A 21,047-nucleotide genomic window follows, 5' to 3' on the forward strand; every position below is an offset into this window, starting at 1 on the left:
ATGATTGACCAGGTGATCAGAGAACTGAAACATTATGACGGCAGGCCGGTAAAGATCATGGAGGTATGCGGGACCCATACGTCCAGCATCTTTAAAAACGGAATCCGTACCATGATCTCCCCTAAGATCCAGCTGATTTCAGGTCCGGGCTGTCCGGTCTGCGTTACCTCTCCCGCCTATATTGATAAGCTGACGGAATATTCCTTAAAGGAGAACCATTGTGTGCTCACATTTGGAGATATGATGAAGGTCAAAGGAAGCAGAATGACCCTGACAGAAGCAAGAGCGGCCGGAGGAAGGGTAAAGATCCTGTATTCTCCCCTTATGGCAGTGGCGGAAGCGGAGCAAAACAGAGAGATCCGGTATATCTTTGCGGCAGTGGGGTTTGAAACCACGGCTCCTGTTTATTCCCTGCTACTTGAGGAAATCCGGCAGAAGAAGCTTAAAAATCTGAAATTACTTACTTCCTTAAAGACCATTATGCCGGCTCTTTCCTTTCTCTGTAAAAAAGAGAAGAGTATTGACGGTTTTTTAAGTCCCGGACATGTCAGCGTGATCACCGGAAGCGGAGTATACCGGGAGCTGGCAGCCAGATACCGGAAGCCTTTTGTTATAGCAGGCTTTGAGGGGGAGCATATTCTGGCCGCCATATACGAGATCATGAACCAGCTAAAGAAGCAGCGTTTTGAAGTGAAGAATATGTATGCCAGCGCTGTGACCGAGGAGGGAAACCAGAAGGCGGCCTCCCTTATTAAGGAGTATTTTGAAGCCGGGGATGGCTTTTGGCGGGGAATCGGGACCATAGAACAATCCGCTTTAAGGCTTAAGAAAGAATTCAGTGCCTATGATGCCGGGAGCGGGGAAGAAGAGGTTGAGGAGGATATGCCAAGTGGCTGCAAGTGTACGGATGTGATACTTGGGCGGATCAATCCAACCGATTGCCCGCTGTTTAAGACAGTCTGCACCCCGTTTCACCCAATCGGTCCCTGTATGGTGTCTCAGGAAGGATCCTGCGGCATCTGGTATCAGAATTCTTGATCCTGTATAACTTTGAGTAAGAGCATGACAAGAGGAGGCGCAGCCATGAAAATCGATATGTCTTACGGCAGCGGAGGAAAGCAGACCGGCAATCTCATCAATGAGGTGTTTTTAAAACATTTTAATAATAAGACCTTAAATAAACTGGAAGATTCCGCAGTACTGAATATAAAAGGGAAAATTGCCTATACCACGGATTCCTTTGTAGTCACTCCCCTGTTTTTTAAAGGCGGGAATATCGGAAAGCTTGCCGTATGCGGGACCGTGAACGACCTTTCCGTGATGGGGGCTGTCCCTAAGTTTCTGACTGCAGGCTTTATTATAGAAGAAGGTGCGGAGCTTGAGAGCATCGAACAGATCGCCGCTTCCATGGCCCTGGCAGCAAAAGAGGCGGCAATAAGGATTGTAGCCGGTGACACAAAAGTGGTGGAAGGAAACGGCGGAATTTATATCAATACCTCTGGAATCGGAGAAATCCGGAAGGAAGGGATCAGTATCTCAAACTGCAGGCCAAAGGATGCCATCATTCTTTCCGGCAATCTGGGAGAGCATCATGCGGCCATTCTGTCTCACCGGATGGGAATCGAAAATCAGATCGCAAGTGATTGCGCTCCCCTTTCCTTCATCGTAAAAAACCTTCTTGATGAAAACATCCGGGTCCATTGTATGAGAGATGTTACCAGGGGAGGACTTGCTACAGTCCTTAATGAAGCAGCGGATCAATCCTCCTGCCGGATGGAGATATGGGAGGAAACTCTTCCGGTCAGCCCCCAGGTCCGTGGTTTCTGTGATATTCTGGGCCTTGACCCTCTTTACATGGCAAATGAAGGAAAAATGATAGCGGTCGTTCCGGAAAACCAGGCGCAAAAGGCTTTAGAGGCAGTTTGGAAAAGCAAATACGGGAAAAACGCCAGAATTATCGGAACGGTTCTTGAGGGCAGGGGCGTGACCATGAAAACCAGGCTGCAGGGAAGCAGAACCATTGATGTATTGTATGGGGAGGGATTGCCCAGGATCTGCTAGGGGAAATTCGTGTTTTTGTATGTAAAAGTAACCAAAAAGTTGAATGTAAGGTGGCATTTGCAGAATCAGGTCATATATTTATTATAGTTAAGTATGAAAGGAAATGCTGATATGGCTATTAAAATATTTATTGACCAAGGACATAATCCCAGCGGATTTTTTAACAGTGGGGCAGAGGCCAATGGTTTAAGTGAGTCAGAAATCAACTTTCAGGTTGGAATTTATCTGCAAAATCTGTTAAATAGTGACCCAAGGTTTGAGGCACGTGTATCCAGACCGGAACCCGATACCGTATTAGGAACTAATAATGCTACCAGTTTGGCAGCAAGGGTTGCCATGGCAAATGAATGGCCGGCCGACTATTTTATCAGCATACATTGTAATCTGAATCCCAATCCGGCAATTCGTGGTACGGAGGTATACATTTATCAATTTTACACCCAGGCTCAGTGGCTGGCAGAACAGATCATGGAAGGAGTAAACCAGGTAGCAGGAACCATAAACAACGGAATCAGGGAGAATCCATCCCTGTATGTATTAAGAAATGCCAATATGCCGGCCAACCTTGTTGAATTAGCCTACTTAAGCAACTTATCGGATGCTGAGAAGCTGCGGGATGACCAGTATGGATTTGCTTATGGCATTTTTTTAGGTATTATGAGATATTTTGGTTTTGCATAATTATTTTTAAGCAGGATACAATCATATGCTCCCTTTGTGGTAAATAGGACGAGAACTCCATCTATTTGCTGCAAGGAGGGCATTTTTAGCGGGAGTGGTATTCGTGGAAGGGAGAAGCCGGCTCTTATCCGCGGTGAGCCATAATAAATTCCCTTTTTATCATCAGCAGTTTTTTTATCTGCTTTAAAATATAAAACAGAATTGCCCTGACTTCAAATTCCTCCCGGTCAGAAGGCAGCTCATGGCTTTTTAAATCCTGAAATAACAGGTCTAAATCCCTTAAAAGCCCTTCTGCCGTATTTTCCCTGTGATACCCCTGTTCAATACCCTTAAGAAGCAGTGCCACCTCCTTTGCCTGTCTTGGCAGGCAGGTGATGCTTTTAATATTTTCATAGATTTCCTGAAGCACCATACTTTGCTGCTGGCGCATCTGTATATAATCCACTTCGTAGGAATCCTTTTTCCAAAGTGCATTGTTATAATTATTGAGCGCGCATGTTCTTGCCAGGTCCAGACTTTCCTTAAGCTGTATAAGACAATCAGGGCCATATCCGCTTTTATCCTCCTCCATCAGCCAAAGAGACATGCGGCATAAGATCCCCTTTATCTGTGAATCCACATCATCTGCCAGTTTCTTAAATACTTTTTCCTTCCTTCGAAGATGCATATTGACCAGAATCCCAACGGTGGTGCCGATCAGAAACAAAGCGATCTCATTTCCTATGAGAGGAGCAGACATGGATCTCTCGGACAGAAAATGAGTGATCAATACGGAATCCATGGCAATTGCCTCTCCCCAGTCCGCATACAGGCAAAGCAGGGCAAATAATAGAAGGTACCAGGCAAATGCAAAAAGAGTAAAGCCCAAAAGCCGGAAGGAGACGGCAGCCAGTATTAACGCGCATAGAAAGGCCAGCGTCCGGTTTCTGGCGCTTTTAATGGTTTCTCTTTTGGTATTTTGTATGCTGAGCACTGTGATGATGCCGGCCGTAGCAGAATACTTTAAACCAAGCTCAGCGGCAATGGTAATCGCCAGCACTGCGGCAGCGGCAATTTTAATACTTTTAATGATTTTTTCTTTATCCATGTGTATTACCTCTTAAAAAGCAGTTTATATTTACAGTATACCATATTTTTTTATAAACATCCCATCAGAAAGATTGCTATTTCCTTCACAAATTAGTATAATTTTTTTATTACAGTTTTCATTTAGAAAATGTATTTCCTAAGGAGGAACAGAGTGGATAACAACGATATATTAATAAGACTGCGGTATGCCATGGATATCAAGGATTCTGATATGGTAGAAATATTTAAACTGGGCGGAATCAAAACTACAAAGGAAGGGATCCGAAGGCTTTTGACAAAGCCTCAAACCGATACAGGTGTTTCCGGGGAAGAAAAGGCCATTGCTGATAAAAACAGGGATATCTGTAATGATTTTATGCTGGAGTCTTTTTTAAACGGTTATATTATTTTTAAACGGGGAAAGCAGGAGTCAAAGCCGGGAGAGCCGGAAAAACCGCTGCTCATGGTGAAAGACCACAGATCAGTCAATAATGTCCTGCTTAAGAAAATTAAAATCGCCCTGTCCCTTACCGGTGATGATATGCTTGCTATTTTCAAGTCTGTTGGAATCAATCTGTCCAACGGTGAATTAAGTGCGCTTTTGCGAAGGGAAGGCCAGCGCAATTATAAGGAGTGCCAGGACAGGTATATCAGAAATTTCTTAAAGGGCCTGGCAATCAAATACAGATCAGACCAATGATAAAAGGCGGGTAAAACCGTCTAAAGATCCAGGGAGAGGGGTCTTGCTTATTATTTTTTTTGTGGTATAATGTAATTAGACGTTATATCCTGATGTGTTGAGGGATTTGATGTTTCATGAACAATCTTATAATTGACATGTAAAGAACCGTCTTTTTAAGAAGGGCTTTTAGTATTGTGCCAATGGCATGGATATGAAAAGCCCTTCTTTTTTTTGAAAGGAGGAACATTATGCATTTGGAAGGAATGGAAGTCAGCCATATGAAGTTTGGAGAGGGGAAGGTTAAGGAGCTTGAGGAAAAATATATCACCATACTTTTTCCACAGGGTGAAAAAAAGTTCTTATATCCCAATTCCTTTAAGAAATTTCTTACACTCAAGGATAAAAAGGTACAAACAGAAATGAACAATATGCTGAAGCATATCATGGAGGAAGAGGAAATCAGACGGGCGGAGGAGATCAGCGAGCAGGAACGTATGGAGGAAATACAAAACCTAAAGATCCGTCCAGATTCCCAGGCAGCCTTTGGATTTGTGGAGAATGACAGGGAAAATGTTTTTTCCAATTGGGCAGTCTATGCAGGTTCCTATCAGAGCGGTGCTTCCAAAGGAAAACCCAAGATTCCGGTAAGGCTCAAACTGAATTCAGCCTGTCTCCTTACGGTATGCCCTAAGGGGGTCGCAGAAAAGAGGCGGCGAATCATAGGGACCTTTATGCTGCAGGACAATTTTGAAAGCTCTGCCTGCAAGGATGGGATCATTCAAAGCCACGAAAAATACAGGATTCAGCTAAACGACAAAGAAACTCTATTTTACTGGGATTATTTTTCCGATGGAGCGGAGATTACAAAATGGGGAAATGTGGAGCTTAAATATTTTTCCAATTCAATCATGCAAAAGATCCTTTATGATATGAAAGGCGGGCTCGTTGATGAGGAGCGCCGGAAAGAAGCAGAGGAATTTTACCAGTACTTCTGCCTGGTAAACAGGTTAAAGCCCTTGGGCCAGTAAAGAAATGGGGAAAGAAGAGGAGTGATGCGTATGGAATATGAGAGGAACAGAAGAAAAGAATATGAAAAAACGGAGGCTGCATAGATATTAGTATGCGGCTCATTGTGTTAGGATCATGAGATATCGCCTCCGTTTTTCGGAAAACGGAGGTGATTTTCATGCAAAAAAGAAAACTGAATGCAGCATTTGTCTGTCAAAATTGTAAAAGACAGGTACTGTCCATACCAAATGGCAGCTACAGAAACCATTGTCCCTTTTGCCTGTATTCTCTCCATGTAGATGGCGAAGTTCCGGGTGACAGAAAAAACAGCTGCAGGAGGCTTATGGAACCAACAGGAATTCGATATCATACGAAAAAGGGATTTCAACTGATCCACCGGTGCACCAGGTGTGGGACATACAGGCACAATGTCATTTGTGAAGGTAATTGCCAGCCAGATAATAGAGAATTGATTCGGGAACTTATGTATCTGATTACATAGAGCGGGAGAGGTGATTGATTCATTATATGTTATCACAGGTAAATATGGCCTCTATTGCATTCCGGCTTATTTTGTCCATTATTTTATGCGGGGCAATCGGAATGGAAAGGGGGTTAAGAAACCGACCGGCAGGTTTTATGACTTACCTTCTGGTAGGGTGCGGCTCAGCACTTATTATGATTACCAATCAGTATATTGCAACAATCTATACCAATGTGGATCCTACCCGGATGGCATCCCAGGTGGTAAGCGGAATTGGCTTTTTAGGAGCCGGGACCATTATCACCACTTCTAAAAACGAGATCAGGGGCCTGACAACTGCGGCAGGTCTCTGGGCCGCTGCAGCGGTTGGGCTGGCGGTTGGAATCGGTTTTTACGGCGGAGCCATTTTGGGGAGTATTTTTATTATTTTTTCACTGATGTATTTAAAGAAGATTGACCTTTACATAAAAACTCATGCAAAAACCATGGAAATATATCTGGAATACAACGAAGAATTTTCCATGCAGAATTTATCCCTGTACACGGAGCAGTCCCACTACGAAATTTTTGATATGGAAGCCGGCAAAATAAAGACCTTGAACGGGGAATTTGGCACCCTGACCTTTGATGTCAATTTCCGCCATAAGGTAAACCATGCAAAGATTATAGAAGAAATCAGGCAATTGCCCGGTATTCTTTATGTAAGAGAGGTGGCATAGGCCGGCAAAGAATCGAAAAGCTGTCCTGATATAATGTCTTGCAAAATAAAAGGAATCTGTTATACTGTTTTTCATAGGAAAAACATGAAGGTTTTGGAAGACTTGTTGTTTCAGGGAGGAAGAAGGACCGTGATAGGGATTATTGTAAATACAGCTGCGATTCTGACCGGCAGTGTAATAGGAACTTGTGTTAAAAAGGGGATCAATGACAAATATCAGGATGCATTATATCATGCCATGGGACTTTCCGCCTGCGGACTCGGCATCAATGCAGTCGTACAGAATATGCCAAAAAGCAGCTTTCCTGTGCTTTTTATCATCAGCCTTGCAACAGGCAGCCTCCTTGGCGCCAGATTGAATCTGGTGGAAAGGTTTGATAAGATTGTAGCCCGCTTTTCAAAAGGAGATTTGGGCCAGGGGCTGTCTACGGCTATATTGCTGTTTTGCATCGGAACGCTTTCGATTTTAGGTCCCATGGAAAGCGCTCTTTATGGAAACAATACCTATCTGTTTACAAATGCAACTCTGGACTTTGTTACATCCATGGTCCTGGCATCGACCTATGGGATCGGGATTGCATTGTCTGCAGTAATTCTATTTTTGTGGCAGGGAAGCATTTATCTTTTTTCCGGCCGCTTATCTGTTTTTTTAACTTCCGAGCTATTAACCGAGATTTCACTTGTAGGCGGTTTTTTAATTCTTAGTTCCGGCCTTTCCATATTGAAAATCAAGGACTGTAAGGCGCTTAACATGCTTCCGTCTTTATTGGTGCCTGTCTTATGGTTTATAATAAAAGCCATCCTCTGATTGGAAGGGGACTGGCAAAAAAGGGGGACTGGCTTCTGGTCTGCCAAAAGGAAAATGTTGACAAGCCGGTGAAAGAAGTGTATCTTATCGGTAATACAGGCATGCCTTTATACCCGGAAAACGGGGTGGATCCTGCCCGGAAAAGATGGGCAATCGCGTGAGAAGGAGAAAAAACGATGGAAAAAAGAATTTCGGGAAAAACAGGTTTGTTAGGTCTGATTGGTTCGCCGGTAGGGCATTCCGGTTCACCGGCCATGTATAATTACTGCTTTGAGAAGCTGGGACTGGATTACGCATATCTTGCTTTTGATATCAAGGTGGATGAGGTTGAAAAGGCGATGGATGCCATAAAAACACTTCGCATGAGGGGCTGCAACGTGACCATGCCCTGTAAAAACGAAGCCGTGAAATACATGGATGAGCTTTCACCCGCCGCCCGGATCATCGGTGCGGTCAATACCATAGTAAATGAAGATGGAAAGCTGATCGGGCATATTACGGATGGCCAGGGCTTTGTAGATAATCTGCGGGATCACGGAGTAGAAATTAGGGGTAAGAAGATCATTGTCTGCGGCGGAGGCGGAGCAGCTGCCGCAATCCAGGTGCAGTGCGCGCTGGAGGGGGCCAGGGAAATTTCCATCTTTAACATAAAGGATGCATTCTTTGAAAGAACCCTTCAAACTGCCGAAAAGATCAGGCAGGAAAAGCCGGAATGCATTGTAAATGTCTATGACATTGCGGATATGGAAAAGATGAGGGAAGAGATAGCTGCCAGTGATATTCTGGCGAATGCTACCATTGTGGGTATGAAGCCAATGGATCATGAGAGCGTTGTAAAGGATACTGCCATGTTCCGCCCTGGCTTAGTCGTGGTTGATGCAGTTTACAATCCAAAGGAAACAAAGATGCTTCGGGAGGCAAAGGCTGCCGGCTGCACATGCATTGATGGGCAGGGAATGCTTGTATGGCAGGGAGCTGAGGCATTTAAGCTTTATACAGGACAGGAAATGCCTGTAGAGGAAGTGAAGGAACTGTTTTTCAGTTAATAAAAATAAAAATTGCAGGCTAAGTCCGGGGCGGCGGAAACGACCTCCTGGCTTAGCCTGTTTTAAACCCAGCTGCAAAGCCGGTCACAAGACCAGGAAAGACGGATTTGTCTATAAAAATAATAAAAATCCGTGACAAACCTTGGGAAATCGGATAAAATAAGTTTAAGAAAGGGCTTTCAAGGGTGATAACTGATGAATATTTATGATATTGCGGCAGAAGCAAAGACCTCCATATCTACGGTTTCCCGTGTCTTGAACAATAAGGGAAATGTGAATCCGGAGATACGCGGGCGGGTGGAAGAGGTACTTAAGAAATATGATTATAAACCCAGCGCCATTGCAAGGGGACTGGTCTCAAAGACCATGAAAAGCATTGCCATCCTGACCGTGGATGTAAGAGTGACCCATTATGCCCGCATGATTTATGTGATCGAGCAGGAGTTCAGCAACAGAGGGTATAACGTAACGGTGTGCAACACAGGAGGCTCCATAGAAGAATGTGAAAAATACATGGAAATCCTGTCAGAAAAGCAGGTTGACGGGATGGTGCTCATTGGTTCCGTTTTCAATGAACTGATTAACTATCCTGACATTACCTCCAAAATAAAGGATATTCCGGTGGTTATGGCCAACGGCAAAGTGAACCTGCCTGATTTTTATTCTGTCCTGGTGGATGATACAAAGGGGATCAGGACTGCGGTGGACTATTTATATGAAAAGGGACACCGGGAGCTGGTTTATGTTTATGACATGGAAACCGACAGCGGCTGGGCGAAGCGGCAGGGATTTTTGGAAGCCATGAAGCTTCATGACCTCCTTGAGGCGGAAAAAAGGGTGATACCCAGCAAATTCGGCCTGGAAGGCGGGCTGAAAGCGGCGGAGACGCTGTGTTCCTCTGGCATCAGTTTTACCGGTGTGGTGTGCGGGGAAGACAGTACTGCCATTGGCATGATGAAGGGCTTAAAAAAACAGGGCTTTTCCATTCCGGATCAGGTGGCGATCATCGGATACAACAATTCTCCGGATTCCCTGATCTGCGAGCCGGAGCTTACGACTATTGACAATAAACCGGAATTGCTGGGCGGGCTGTGTGCTCAGCTTTTGCAGGAGGTTTTGGAAGGAAAGGCGTCGGCTCCCAACCTGGCAATCCAGCCGGAACTGGTTGCGCGGGGAACCACATGACAGGAGTGAAATTTTAGACAGGACAGGCAGGAATAGTAAAAAAGCTTTTTGTTATACGGCAGCTTATTTTCTGAGAATATTTGAAGATAAGCGCCGCTTTTTTTATCATAACGAGAAAACGCTTTTTTGATGTTAAAGTTTATATAACTATTTTACAAAAATGCGTTCCAAAATATGTGTAAAACTTACTAATTTAAGCTGTTGAATCAGGTTTATATTGACATGTAAGTCAAGAATGTTATAATGATACTCAAGAAAGCGCTTTCTCAAATCGAGAAAGATTAAATAAGGAACCTGGTGTACAGGAAGGAAAAGGAGAATGAAGAGCATGAGAGTGCAGTATGAGGACTTATTAAAGAAATTTCAAAGGATTTTGGAGAGCAGAGGATTTTCAGCGGATCATGCAGAGGGAGCGGCCACTGTATTTGCGAAGAACAGCCTGGATGGTGTTTACTCCCACGGCGTAAACCGTTTTTCAAGAGTGGTCAGCTACCTGGACAAGGGAGAGATCAATCCGGCAGCCATTGCCACCTGTGAATCTTCTATGGGGAACATAGAGCGCTGGAATGGGCATCGGGGATTTGGCCCCTTAAACGCCAAGCTTGCCATGGACCGGGCATGTGAACTGGCAAAAGAGCATGGTGTAGGCGTTGTGGCTCTGGGCAATAATAACCACTGGATGCGGGGAGGCAGCTATGGATGGCAGGCTGCTGATGCAGGCTGTATCGGAATCTGCTGGTCCAACACCATGCCCAACATGCCTGCATGGGGCGGCAAGGACAGAAAGATTGGAAATAACCCCTTCATCATGGCAATTCCCAGAAGCAATGGAAAGCATGCAGTCATTGACTGTGCGGTATCCCAGTTTTCTTATGGAAAGATCGAAGAGACCAGGTTAAAGGGACAGAAGCTTCCGGTTCCGGGAGGCTATGATACAAACGGAAATATTACCACGGATCCGGCTGAGATTGAAAAAACCTGGAGAGTCCTTCCCATGGGCTACTGGAAGGGAAGCGGGATATCCATTGCCCTTGATTTAATTGCAACCGTACTGACCAATGGAAACTCCGTGAGAAAGATCGGCACCTTTGGGGATGAAGTGGGGCTGTCCCAGGTGATGATCGCCATTGATCCGGGAAAATTCAATTCCGTGGAAGAGACAGATTCCATAGTTGATGAGATCTTAAAGGACATCAAGTCCTCAGAACCGGCGGCAGAAGGCGGAGAAGTATTCTATCCAGGCGAACTGGAATTAAAGACAAGAGAAGACAATTTAAAGAACGGTATCCCGGTGATTGAAGAAGTGTGGGAAACCTTAAATTCCCTGGAGAGATAAGGAACTGTTCACCGTATGAGAAAAAGAGTGTAAAGAGGGAGAGGTAAATCAATGGAATATATCATAGGGATTCTGATTTTGGTTTCATTCTTTGGCCTGGCATTTTATGCCGCAAGGGGCGGCAACTTAATGATGGGAATGCTGGTCATGGCAATTCTCTGGACAATACTTCCCATGCTTGGCAATACATTTGCAACAAATCCGGAGTTTATAGCAGCCAATGCAGACAGGATTCAGATCACCTGGATCCAGGCATTTGCAAAAGTATTTCAAAGCGGCCCTGAAGGCTGGGGCAATGTTCTTGTCAACGTAGTTTTTGGTGCATGGTTTGGCCGTGTTCTTTTAGAAACGGGCATTGCCGCCACCCTGATCCGCAAGACAACAGAGCTTGGAGGCGATAAGCCGGCTGTGACCTGCATCCTGTTATGCATCGTTACCACTGCCATCTTCTCCTCCCTGTTTGGAGCCGGTGCGGTGGTTGCAATCGGCGTTATCGTTCTTCCTATCCTCATGTCCCTTGGCATTCCCAAGGTGCTTTCCGTGGTTTCTTTCATGCTGAGCATTGGAGCGGGGATGTTCTTGAATCCGGTATTGTTCGGACAGTATACGGCATTTTTCCTGGATGCAGAGGGAAAGACGGTTTACCCTTACGACCAGTATGTACGGTGGGGCGGAATTGCTCTGACTGTCCAGCTTGTTTTCACCATCTGCCTTGTGCTGTTCTTCATGAGAAAAAAGAAAACAGTCCATCCATGGGCTGCCAGAAGACCTATGAGGCAAACCATCGATTTTGCGCCTGGCAGATCCCTGCTGACGCCGTTTATTCCTGTTTTCCTGCTGATCGCATTCAAGGTTCCCATTATTATGGGCTTTTTGATCGGCGGCTTTTATGCCCTGTTCGTATGCGGAAAGCTTAAGGATTTCAGGACCGCATGCCGCACCTTTAATAAGGATTTCTTTGATGGTGTTGTGGATACGGCTCCTTTGGTTGGCTTTTTGCTGATGGTACCTATGTTTAATAAGGCTGCGGAGCTTTGCATTCCATATTTTAATGCGCTGTTAGGAAATATCATTCCACACAGCACCTTGTTCATCACCATCATTTTCTGTGTGCTTGCGCCTCTTGGCCTGTTCCGCGGACCATTTACCTTATATGGCTGCGGCGCTGCGACTCTGGGGATCTTAAAAGGAATCGGATTTTCCACAACCTTCCTGGCTCCTCTTATGATCGCTTCCACAACAGTCATGAACGTTTCCTGCTGTATTACCCAGTCCTGGATCGTGTGGGGAATCAGCTATGCCAAGGTTTCCACAAAGGATTTCTTAAAGATAAGCATTGTCTGCGGCTGGATCATCTGTATTATCCTGCAGATCATTACATTTGTCATGTTCGGTTAATGGAGGGAGAAAACACATGGGAAAAAGATTGGTAAGAATGGGGATCGATGTAGGAGGCACCCATACAAAAGCGGTTGCTATTGATAATGCGACCCATGAAATTATCGGAAAGTCCTCCGTTAAGACAACTCATGATGACTGCAGCGGCGTTGCGGCAGGTGTTGTGGCTGCGTTTCAGAACTGTTTAAGGGAAAATGACATTGATCCTGAGGACGTGATCTTTGTGGCCCACAGTACGACCCAGGCGACCAATGCCCTGATCGAAGGGGATGTTGCAACGGTGGGAGTGATCGGAATGGGGCCAAAAGGGCTGGAAGGATTTTTATCCAGATGCCAGACAAAGTTAAAGGACATTGACTTAGGCTCAGGAAGAAACATCGCCATAAAGAACCGCTATATCAAGGATATGGATGTGGATGAAAATACGGTAAGAAAAGCGGTGGAGGAGTTAAAAGCAGAAGGGGCGCAGGTGATGGTGGCTTCGGACACATACGGCGTGGATGACATTGGGGGAGAGCAGTTTGTCTTTGAAATCGCCCATGATGAGATGGGGCTGGAGACTACCCTGGCTTCCGACATCACCAAGTTGTATGGACTTACCAGAAGGACCAGGACAGCAGCCATCAACGCAAGTATTCTGCCTAAAATGTTAAATACCGCAAACTCCACGGAGCAAAGTGTCCGGGGTGCAGGCGTAGAGGTACCGCTTATGATCATGCGCGGGGACGGCGGCGTTATGGAAATCAATGAGATGAAGAAACGGCCGGTCCTGACCATGCTGTCCGGTCCGGCAGCCAGTGTCATGGGTTCCCTCATGTACTTAAGGGCTTCCAATGGCGTCTACTTTGAGGTGGGCGGAACCACTACCAACATAGGAGTCATTAAAAACGGCCGTCCGGCCATTGATTATTCCATCGTAGGAGGACATAGGACTTACATCAGCTCCTTAGATGTACGGGTCCTGGGCGTTGCCGGAGGAAGCATGATCCGGGCAAATAAAAACGGAATTCATGATGTAGGACCTCGTTCTGCCCATATTGCGGGCCTGGATTATGCGGTATTTACTGATGAAGCGGAAATCGTTGATCCTAAGCTGGAATTTTTCTCTCCGAAAGAAGGAGATCCGGATGACTATGTAGCCATCCGCCTTGCAAGCGGAAAGAGGATTACTCTCACAAACAGTTGCGCAGCCAATGTGCTGGGCCTGGTAACTCCAAAGGATTTCTCCTACGGAAACGTCAATGCGGCAAGAAAAGCCATGCAGCCGGTTGCGGATTATCTGGGAGTGACGGTGGAAGAAGTGGCAAAGCAGATTCTCACAAGGGCTTATGAGAAGATCCAGCCCATCATTATGGAACTGGCTGAAAAATACCGTCTGGAGCATGACCAGATATCCCTGGTTGGCGTAGGCGGAGGAGCCACCTCCCTGATCGGGTTTTGTGCGGAAAAGATGAACATCAAATACAGTGTACCTGAGAATGCAGAGGTAATCTCCTCCATTGGAGTTGCTCTTGCCATGGTTCGCGATGTGGTAGAGCGGGTGATTCCCAATCCAACGCCGGAGGATATTAAAAGCATTAAAAGAGAAGCCATTGATAAGGCGGTGGAAAGCGGCGCTTCTCCTGACACAGTAGAGGTCCATATTGAGATTGATCCCCAGACCTCCAAGCTGACAGCCATTGCATTAGGCTCTACAGAGGTTAAGACCACTGATCTGTTAAAGGAATGTACGGAAGAAGAGGCAAGGTCCCTGGCAGCAGAGGATATGCGGGCCAGACCGGCCGACATCACTCTTGTGGGCCAGACACCGAATTTCTATGTATACAACATGGAGGCAAAAGGAAAAGAGCCGCTCCGTATTTTGGATAAAAAGGGCTTTATCAAGGTTCAGAGAACTGACGGAAAGGTGGTGCTTGCAAAAGCGTCCTCCTACCGGAGCGTTGTGTCTAAGATGTGGGAGGAACTGGCCTTATTTAAAGCCGATGCAATCCTGCGGCCTGATTACTATCTCTGTGTAGGCGCCCGGGTCATGGATTTTAACGGGACCGGGGAGCTGGAACAGATCCTTATGCTGATGGATGTGGAGATGCAGATGATCGATACAGCAGATGATATCATCATTGTTGGTGCAAAGAACCAGTTATAGGCAATAGCTGAGGCAGATCATAAAGCAGGAATGGGAAAGGAGAGCAATGCCAATGAACAGGGAAGATACAAAAAGGCTGGTTCAGGGATTGATTGGAAAACAGCAGATACCTGATTTTGGGCTGGAGGAAACAGGAAAAACACTCCCTCTCCGCCCTATGATCGAAAAGCTGGTAAAGCTGTCTGAGACAGAGTTTGGCATGTACGCATGGTCCAGAGAGCCTTTGGAGAGGAAGTTTGACCAGGGGCAGAAACTTCGCTATATCCTGGAAGCGGGCCGGTGCGGAAGGAAAGAGGCTGCTCTTTTAAAAGAGAAGTATAAAACGGGAGACCCGGACATCATAGCCCGTAAAATGGGACTTAAGGTATTGACCCCTGATATTCCCATAGGAGGCGGTCATGTGATCTTTGCCCAGTACGTGGAGCCGGATGAAGTGACCATCTTCATGGATGGGGTGGAAAGGGCCGAAAGGCTGATTGCAGATCATTTTCTTGGCGGACTTTTAGAACATGTGGATGTCTATAGCATTCTCCTTGCCCATGAGATTTTTCACGGAGTAGAATATCGCAAGGAGGATTCCATTTATACAAAGACGGAGAAGGTGGAACTTTGGAAGGGCCCCTTTTCCAACAAGTCCAGGCTGGTGTGCTTAGGGGAGATTGCAGGCATGGAATTTGCCAGGGAAATGCTGGGGATCTCGTTTTCTCCTTATGTGCTTGACGTCCTTCTGATGTATGGATACCAGGAAGATGCGGCAACAGCTCTGTATGAGGAGATTATGGATATCACTCAAAAGGCGGCAGATTAGAAAGAGGCATGGGGAAAGGTTCAAAGGACCGGAAACGGTTCTTTGGGCCTTTTTTCCTAAGTCGGAATGCGATTTTACCTATGATACGGAGCTGGTGCAGACACTGGCTGCTTTTTCCAGCAGATCGTCATATAAGCAGGAACAGAAAGCTGTCTGAAAATGGCAGAAAGGGTATTGCTAATTATGTTTTTGTGCTATAATAGACGCAAGCGTCTACTATTGTGCTATATTCGCCAAATTCCCCTTTGCAGCGATTGGCTCATTGCTTTCATGGCATCATGTGATTGGAAGTCAGTTCCAGATATTGGGGGAATTGATATGAGTTGGAAGGATTGAAAGATAGTCATGTGAAAACGGGATTTCAGCTCATTTGGGAGGGGGACAGCATGGCAGCGGCGGAATCAATCAGAGACAGGTACAAACGATAAAAATGCATTTTTAAAATACGGCAGCTTATTTTCTGTGGATATTGAAGATAACGCTGTTTTTTTGTGCAAATCGGAAATGCTTTTTAATTCTGAGAAAATCATGTACAAGCTTATAAAAACAGGTGCAGTAAAATGTATTTGTTTCAGAGGGATTTCAGCAGAGCATACAGGTTTTTTTGCCGCCTTTAAACAGAAAGATGATGAAATTGTAAAAATCGTAAAATTCTATATGAAAAGAATTGGGAAAAGATGAAGATATTGCTATAAACCTTAAGATGATTTATTTTTACGCCGGTCCATAAATGCTATACTTTTTATATAAGCAGACGCTTTTGTTCCGCTCTTTTTGGAAAAATGCCGCTGTTTTCAGAAGGAACGGATAAGGGCGTAATAAAAAGTAAGGGGGATCTTTTCTTATGTTTAAAAGCAGCAGGCTTTTCAAAAGAAAAGCGGCTGGCATGATGGCAGCAGTCATGATGATCGGCATTTTGCCCGTGAACATGATCGGATTTGCTGATGTCTTTGAAATGCCGCCGGACAGCTATGATAACATGGCTGAACATACGGCGACAAGGTCCAATGCCAGTCTGGCCACTGCATCCGATGCACAGAAAGCACAGAACCTGCAAGAAGAGGGGACTGTGTATTATGTGGATGCCAAAAACGGCAATGACAGTGGGGACGGAAAAACAGAAGAGACTGCGTGGAAGACCTTTGACAGGGTCAATTCCAAAACCTTTCTGCCGGGAGACAAGATACTGCTGAAAGCGGATTGCATCTGGAACCAGGCATTAAATCCCAAAGGAAGCGGCCGGGAGGGCGCACCCATCATCATTGATACATATGGAGAAGGCAGCCGCCCTGTGATTAATGGCAATGGAACCTCTGGTCCTTCCATTACCGGCGCGGTGACGATCTATAATGAAGAGTACTGGGAGATTTACAATCTGGAAGTGACGAATCTGGAAAATACGGATAAAATGGGGGAAGCCATGGACAGCGGTACCAGTGAACGAGCCGGGATCCTGATCTATTCCTCCAACCAGAAAAAAATATACAAACACATTACCGTGAAGAATTGTTATGTACACGATGTCAACTCAAACTTTAAAGGCGGAAAAACATCCGGCGGTATTATCGTGATGGGCCATTACCTGGACAAAGACGGAAAACGGGTCACCATCGATGACAGCGGAAATCTGACTGCAAAGGCCATGGGGCGGGCAGCCTTTGAGGATGTGCTTATTGAAGGAAATTATGTAAAGAACGTGGCGATTGAAGGAATCCGGAATAAATGCAATACGGATATTTCCGGTTCCGGCTGGGGGAAAAATGAATTCCTTAAAAACTATTCCAATGTGACCATCCGCAATAATTATCTGGAAAATGTTGTAGGCGACGGCATTGTTTTGACGGAAACAAAAGGCGGACTGATCGAGGGGAATATGGTGAATTCTTCCTGCGGCTTTGACAGGGGTGCAGTAAACTATGCCCAGTGCTGGACCATGTTTGCCGATGATGTTACCGTACAGTATAATGAAGTTTACGGTAACCGGTACGGATACGATGACGGCGAGGCCTTTGACTCCGATATGATGAATGTGGACAATATTTTCCAGTACAATTTAAGCCATGACTGCGGCGGCGGTGTCATGCTGTTCATGGCAAGCCAGAAAAATACCATATTCCGTTATAATTTAAGCATTAATGACGGTACAGGCACCTATCCCGGTGAAAGCAGGATGCAGCAGCAGACCTTCCATTATGACAATACAACTTCTGCGGGACCCGGCGTAGGAAAAATTTATAACAACACCATTGTTCTCTTTGGAGAAGGTAAAAAAACCTCTCTGTTTGGCGGAAAGAGCAAAAGAACCTGCTTTGTGGATTTCAAAAATAACATTGTTCTGGCTAAAGACGGAGCAACCATAGACTTTGCGGTCCTGGAGCAGGGATCTGCCATCCATAATGACAGCCTGATAGAAAATAACTGTTTCTATCCGGATACCATTGCCAACACCAGTGCGGGTTCTGTTTTGAATAAGGGGAGCCTGCAGACCAAAGGAAATATATTTAAGGATCCCATGCTGGTCGATTATAAGGCGGGAAAGGATTATTCCAAATATAAATATCCTTTGGAGGAACTGGAAGATCTTATGGATTCCGATTTTACAAAAGACAGAATTAAAAAGCTGGCAGAGCCGTATCAGCTGACAGAAGGGTCCCCTTGTATCCGTGCCGGGCAGAGGATCGACGGCATGCCTACCGAAGATATCATGAGCAATACCATTGCCGGGCGTGTGGATATGGGCGCTTTGGAATATTCCAGTGAGGATGAGCTGGCAGAGGAAGTGGAGGAGGTTCATATTGTAACGACTCCCGGAGTTGTGCCGAAACTGCCGGCAACCTTAAAAATCGTTCTGAATGGGAAATCCTATGATTATCCGGTTAAGTGGGATGAACTGACAAAGGAAGACTGTATGCAGGCGGGAGTAATCGAACTTTCAGGAGTCCTGCCGGGATTGTCCAATCAGGTTGCGGCTTCCATAATTATAGCAGATGCACCGGAACGCTTTGAGCCGGTTGAGGTTTCCACCTTTGCAGGAATTTACCCGGTACTTCCTGATAAAATTACAGCGGAATTTACCGGGGGGCTGACCCTGGAGCTGGGGGTGGTATGGAAAACGCTTAACCTGGAACAGTATTCCCATGAAGGTGAGATTACGGTAGAAGGCATTGTTTCGGGCTTAAAGGAAAAATGTCAGGCAAAGGTAACGGTCATCGGTGAGCTGGGGGATGGAATAAGTGTCAAGGAAAAGGTGGCTTCAAAGGATGCCTATACCCAGCAAAGCGACGGAAATAAGGCCTACGGAAGCTCTGACCCCAATGTCATTAAGGTCAAAACAGCCAATAATTCGCCTGCCTACACAAGAAATGGGTTGATTGGCTTTGACTTAAGCGGTGAGGAGCAGATGTTAAGATCTGCCTCCGGCATTACCGTAAAGCTGCAAATGACAAGGCCGGTTACGGAATCAGATTATAAAACCATTAACAATCATTTTTACCTCAAGGTTTATGAGGTAAATGACAGCTGGAAAGAAGGAACGGTAACCTGGAATTCTTCTCCGGGTATTTCCAGTGATAACCTGGTGATCCGTGATAAAAAAATAGTCTATACCAATATCCGGGATGCCCATGAGAATATTGTGGAACTGGATGTAACTGATTGGGTGAAGAGTGCCTATGCAAAAAAAGGACAGACAAAGTTTTCTTTCTTAATGACAACGGATTATTTCGGTGAGTATGCAAATGGCGACAACGGCGGCATTGATTTTGCTTCCAAAGAGTCAGGGGGAAAGATGGCTCCCACCATAGTATTAAGCAATGTTTACGAAACAGAGGTGGAAGCTGTTTCCGTATCAACACCGGCAGGGAAAATGCCTGTTCTGCCGGAGACGGTATCAGTCAGTTATTCCAACGGAGAACAAAAAAATGTGACCGTGGAGTGGAACAGCATTGATTCTGCAAATTACCAGGGCGAGGGGAATTTTGTGGTGTATGGGAAGGCAGATGGGGTGAAGCTTCCCATCAGGTGTACCGTATATGTCATGGAAGCGATGCATAAAGTCGTTTCAGTCAGGGATATTCCTCCCCTCATCCAGCTGGTTGGAACAACCTGGGAGGAACTGGGACTTCCAAAAACAGCAGCAGCGCTGCTGGATAATGGGAAGGAAGCGAAAGTGCCCATTGAATACTGGTTCCCTGATAATGCCTATGACCCGGAAAAGGTATTTTCCTATACTTGCATCGGATATCTGGAACTTACGGGCCATGAGACCATTGAAAACCCCAATCAGAAGTTTGCCACGGTAACGGTAAACGTGATTGAACCGGAAGACAAGAATGCCCTTCTTGTTCTCTATACGGAAGCAGCGGATTTAATCAATCAGTGTGCATTGGAACGGCTGACCGATGTGGCAAAAGGCCGTTTTATGAAGGCATTCAGCCAGGCCGCTTCTGTACTGATCAATACAAAGGCATCGGAATCAGAAGTACATAATGCTTATGTCAATTTGATGGAAGCAATCTGGAATCTGGATTCAGAAGAAAATTTAAAGCCTGATATTTTAGCCCTTAAGGATCTGGTGCTCATAGGGGAATCAAAGAACAAGAAGGATTATACTGAAGAGTCCTATGAGGTGTTAAAGGCTGCTCTTTCAGAAGCCAGGTCTGTGTTAAAGGATAAGACTCTTACAAAAGAGGACCAGGACCGGGTAGACCAGGCATACGACTCTTTGAAGGAGGCTATTGACGGTCTGGAGTTTAATGGAAACCCGGGAACGGAAAACAAAATTGTCACAGGAATAAAAATTATTGCACTGCCAAATCAAACAGAATACAAAACAGGAGAACGGATCAGCCATTCCGGCTTAAGCGTGGCTGCCGTATACAGCGATGGCTCATTAAAGCTTATAAACGGCTATGAAATATCGGATGTAAGCACTTTAGTGCCGGGCGTAAAGGATGTGGTCATTACTTATCGGACAGCGGTAAATAACGCCGTTAAAGTGTTCACAGATGGATTCCAGATAACGGTTAAAAAAGAAAATTCTCAGGGAAGCGGTTCCGGCAGCTCGGGAGTTGGCACGTCCTCTCAAAGGACTGGATCCGGTATAAGCGGACAATGGAAGAAGGCCAGCGGAACGGCTTGGAGATTCTTAAAGTCAGACAAAACCTATGCTGCCAATGAATGGGCAAAGATAAGTGGAAAGTGGTACCGGTTCAACGAAGATGGAATGATGCAGACCGGATGGATCGTGGATCAGGGCATGTGGTATAGGCTTGGCGCGGAAGGTTCCATGGAGTCGGGCTGGGTAAAAGAAGAATCAGACGGGTACTGGTATTTCCTTGATGAATCCGGTGCCATGAGAACCGGCTGGGTCCTTATTAATGGTATGTGGTATTACTTTAATCCTGTTACTCAGGGGAATACGGGCTGGCAGAAAACAGAAGACGGCAAATGGGGGCATCAGACTGGAGAAAGCGGAAGCAGGCCAATGGGAGCCCTTTGTACCAATACCACAACGGCTGACGGGTATCGGGTGGATGAAAACGGCGCCTGGATCCGGTGATCAATTTAGCCTGAAAGAGGGATGGAAAGAGGGATTTCCCTCTTTCAGGGACCATTTG

General features: G+C 45.7%; 18 protein-coding genes. 17 read left to right on the top strand and 1 reads right to left on the bottom strand.

Annotated features, from left to right (window positions below):
• The 3 genes from hypD to ABFV83_RS03685 all read left to right on the top strand — a co-directional run bounded on the left by hypD (position 1) and on the right by ABFV83_RS03685 (position 2,742).
• A complete protein-coding gene (gene hypD / locus ABFV83_RS03675) occupies positions 1 to 1,038 on the top strand; it encodes a hydrogenase formation protein HypD (RefSeq protein WP_349947589.1) in 1,038 nt (345 codons plus the stop codon).
• Between the two features lie 45 nt (positions 1,039 to 1,083).
• Positions 1,084 to 2,061 (top strand): hydrogenase expression/formation protein HypE, encoded by a 978-nt coding sequence (gene hypE / locus ABFV83_RS03680; protein ID WP_349947590.1) that lies wholly within the window; start codon positions 1,084 to 1,086, stop codon positions 2,059 to 2,061.
• A gap of 111 nt (positions 2,062 to 2,172) precedes the next feature.
• Positions 2,173 to 2,742 carry an N-acetylmuramoyl-L-alanine amidase gene (locus tag ABFV83_RS03685; RefSeq protein ID WP_349947591.1) on the top strand — a complete coding sequence of 190 codons (570 nt, stop codon included), beginning with the start codon at positions 2,173 to 2,175 and terminating at the stop codon, positions 2,740 to 2,742.
• A 124-nt stretch (positions 2,743 to 2,866) separates the two neighbouring features.
• On the opposite strand, the gene ABFV83_RS03690 is transcribed toward ABFV83_RS03685, so the two are convergent.
• Positions 2,867 to 3,829 (bottom strand): aromatic acid exporter family protein, encoded by a 963-nt coding sequence (locus ABFV83_RS03690; protein WP_349947592.1) that lies wholly within the window; start codon positions 3,827 to 3,829, stop codon positions 2,867 to 2,869.
• 129 nt (positions 3,830 to 3,958) lie between these two features.
• Here ABFV83_RS03690 and ABFV83_RS03695 point away from each other — a divergent pair, with 129 nt between their 5' ends.
• From ABFV83_RS03695 to ABFV83_RS03760, 14 genes are all read left to right on the top strand, one after another.
• Complete coding sequence (locus tag ABFV83_RS03695) at positions 3,959 to 4,510, top strand: DUF1456 family protein (protein ID WP_349947593.1); 552 nt, start codon at positions 3,959 to 3,961, stop codon at positions 4,508 to 4,510.
• Between the two features lie 230 nt (positions 4,511 to 4,740).
• Positions 4,741 to 5,520 (top strand): hypothetical protein, encoded by a 780-nt coding sequence (locus tag ABFV83_RS03700; RefSeq protein WP_349947594.1) that lies wholly within the window; start codon positions 4,741 to 4,743, stop codon positions 5,518 to 5,520.
• Positions 5,521 to 5,678: 158 nt separating this feature from the next.
• Positions 5,679 to 6,002: an RNHCP domain-containing protein gene (locus tag ABFV83_RS03705; RefSeq protein WP_349947595.1), complete on the top strand. Its 324-nt coding sequence runs from the start codon at positions 5,679 to 5,681 to the stop codon at positions 6,000 to 6,002.
• Positions 6,003 to 6,016: 14 nt separating this feature from the next.
• Entirely contained in the window at positions 6,017 to 6,703 is a 687-nt protein-coding gene (locus ABFV83_RS03710; RefSeq protein WP_349947596.1) for an MgtC/SapB family protein, read from the top strand.
• Positions 6,704 to 6,832: 129 nt separating this feature from the next.
• A complete protein-coding gene (locus tag ABFV83_RS03715) occupies positions 6,833 to 7,510 on the top strand; it encodes a DUF554 domain-containing protein (protein ID WP_349947597.1) in 678 nt (225 codons plus the stop codon).
• The gene (locus tag ABFV83_RS03720) at positions 7,483 to 7,671 is read left to right on the top strand and encodes a hypothetical protein (protein WP_349947598.1); all 189 of its coding nucleotides are present in this window, start codon (positions 7,483 to 7,485) and stop codon (positions 7,669 to 7,671) included. The genes ABFV83_RS03715 and ABFV83_RS03720 overlap by 28 nt, the downstream gene beginning before the upstream one ends.
• 15 nt (positions 7,672 to 7,686) lie before the next feature.
• Positions 7,687 to 8,556 (top strand): shikimate dehydrogenase, encoded by an 870-nt coding sequence (locus ABFV83_RS03725; RefSeq protein WP_349947599.1) that lies wholly within the window; start codon positions 7,687 to 7,689, stop codon positions 8,554 to 8,556.
• 195 nt (positions 8,557 to 8,751) lie between these two features.
• The gene (locus ABFV83_RS03730; protein ID WP_349947600.1) at positions 8,752 to 9,741 is read left to right on the top strand and encodes a LacI family DNA-binding transcriptional regulator; all 990 of its coding nucleotides are present in this window, start codon (positions 8,752 to 8,754) and stop codon (positions 9,739 to 9,741) included.
• A 328-nt stretch (positions 9,742 to 10,069) separates the two neighbouring features.
• Complete coding sequence (gene yiaK / locus ABFV83_RS03735; RefSeq protein ID WP_349948856.1) at positions 10,070 to 11,077, top strand: 3-dehydro-L-gulonate 2-dehydrogenase; 1,008 nt, start codon at positions 10,070 to 10,072, stop codon at positions 11,075 to 11,077.
• A 51-nt stretch (positions 11,078 to 11,128) separates the two neighbouring features.
• Entirely contained in the window at positions 11,129 to 12,475 is a 1,347-nt protein-coding gene (locus ABFV83_RS03740) for a citrate transporter (protein WP_349947601.1), read from the top strand.
• A gap of 16 nt (positions 12,476 to 12,491) precedes the next feature.
• Complete coding sequence (locus tag ABFV83_RS03745) at positions 12,492 to 14,621, top strand: hydantoinase/oxoprolinase family protein (RefSeq protein WP_349947602.1); 2,130 nt, start codon at positions 12,492 to 12,494, stop codon at positions 14,619 to 14,621.
• 52 nt (positions 14,622 to 14,673) lie between these two features.
• On the top strand, positions 14,674 to 15,429 hold the full coding sequence (locus ABFV83_RS03750) for a hypothetical protein (protein WP_349947603.1): 756 nt from the start codon (positions 14,674 to 14,676) through the stop codon (positions 15,427 to 15,429).
• 462 nt (positions 15,430 to 15,891) lie between these two features.
• Positions 15,892 to 16,110 (top strand): hypothetical protein, encoded by a 219-nt coding sequence (locus ABFV83_RS03755; RefSeq protein WP_349947604.1) that lies wholly within the window; start codon positions 15,892 to 15,894, stop codon positions 16,108 to 16,110.
• A gap of 163 nt (positions 16,111 to 16,273) precedes the next feature.
• Entirely contained in the window at positions 16,274 to 20,989 is a 4,716-nt protein-coding gene (locus ABFV83_RS03760) for an Ig-like domain-containing protein (RefSeq protein WP_349947605.1), read from the top strand.
• The last annotated feature ends 58 nt before the right edge of the window (positions 20,990 to 21,047 follow it).

The sequence above is a fragment of the Lacrimispora sp. BS-2 genome, assembly GCF_040207125.1.
Taxonomy (GTDB): domain Bacteria; phylum Bacillota; class Clostridia; order Lachnospirales; family Lachnospiraceae; genus Lacrimispora.

Bases quoted from the DNA above. Each gene is read 5' to 3' on its own strand.
- hypD (WP_349947589.1), top strand. From the start codon at position 1: ATGATTGACCAGGTGATCAGAGAACTGAAACATTATGACGGCAGGCCG.
- hypE (WP_349947590.1), top strand. From the start codon at position 1,084: ATGAAAATCGATATGTCTTACGGCAGCGGAGGAAAGCAGACCGGCAAT.
- ABFV83_RS03685 (WP_349947591.1), top strand. From the start codon at position 2,173: ATGGCTATTAAAATATTTATTGACCAAGGACATAATCCCAGCGGATTT.
- ABFV83_RS03690 (WP_349947592.1), bottom strand. From the start codon at position 3,829: ATGGATAAAGAAAAAATCATTAAAAGTATTAAAATTGCCGCTGCCGCA.
- ABFV83_RS03695 (WP_349947593.1), top strand. From the start codon at position 3,959: ATGTATTTCCTAAGGAGGAACAGAGTGGATAACAACGATATATTAATA.
- ABFV83_RS03700 (WP_349947594.1), top strand. From the start codon at position 4,741: ATGCATTTGGAAGGAATGGAAGTCAGCCATATGAAGTTTGGAGAGGGG.
- ABFV83_RS03705 (WP_349947595.1), top strand. From the start codon at position 5,679: ATGCAAAAAAGAAAACTGAATGCAGCATTTGTCTGTCAAAATTGTAAA.
- ABFV83_RS03720 (WP_349947598.1), top strand. From the start codon at position 7,483: ATGGTTTATAATAAAAGCCATCCTCTGATTGGAAGGGGACTGGCAAAA.
- ABFV83_RS03725 (WP_349947599.1), top strand. From the start codon at position 7,687: ATGGAAAAAAGAATTTCGGGAAAAACAGGTTTGTTAGGTCTGATTGGT.
- ABFV83_RS03730 (WP_349947600.1), top strand. From the start codon at position 8,752: ATGAATATTTATGATATTGCGGCAGAAGCAAAGACCTCCATATCTACG.
- yiaK (WP_349948856.1), top strand. From the start codon at position 10,070: ATGAGAGTGCAGTATGAGGACTTATTAAAGAAATTTCAAAGGATTTTG.
- ABFV83_RS03740 (WP_349947601.1), top strand. From the start codon at position 11,129: ATGGAATATATCATAGGGATTCTGATTTTGGTTTCATTCTTTGGCCTG.
- ABFV83_RS03745 (WP_349947602.1), top strand. From the start codon at position 12,492: ATGGGAAAAAGATTGGTAAGAATGGGGATCGATGTAGGAGGCACCCAT.
- ABFV83_RS03750 (WP_349947603.1), top strand. From the start codon at position 14,674: ATGAACAGGGAAGATACAAAAAGGCTGGTTCAGGGATTGATTGGAAAA.
- ABFV83_RS03760 (WP_349947605.1), top strand. From the start codon at position 16,274: ATGTTTAAAAGCAGCAGGCTTTTCAAAAGAAAAGCGGCTGGCATGATG.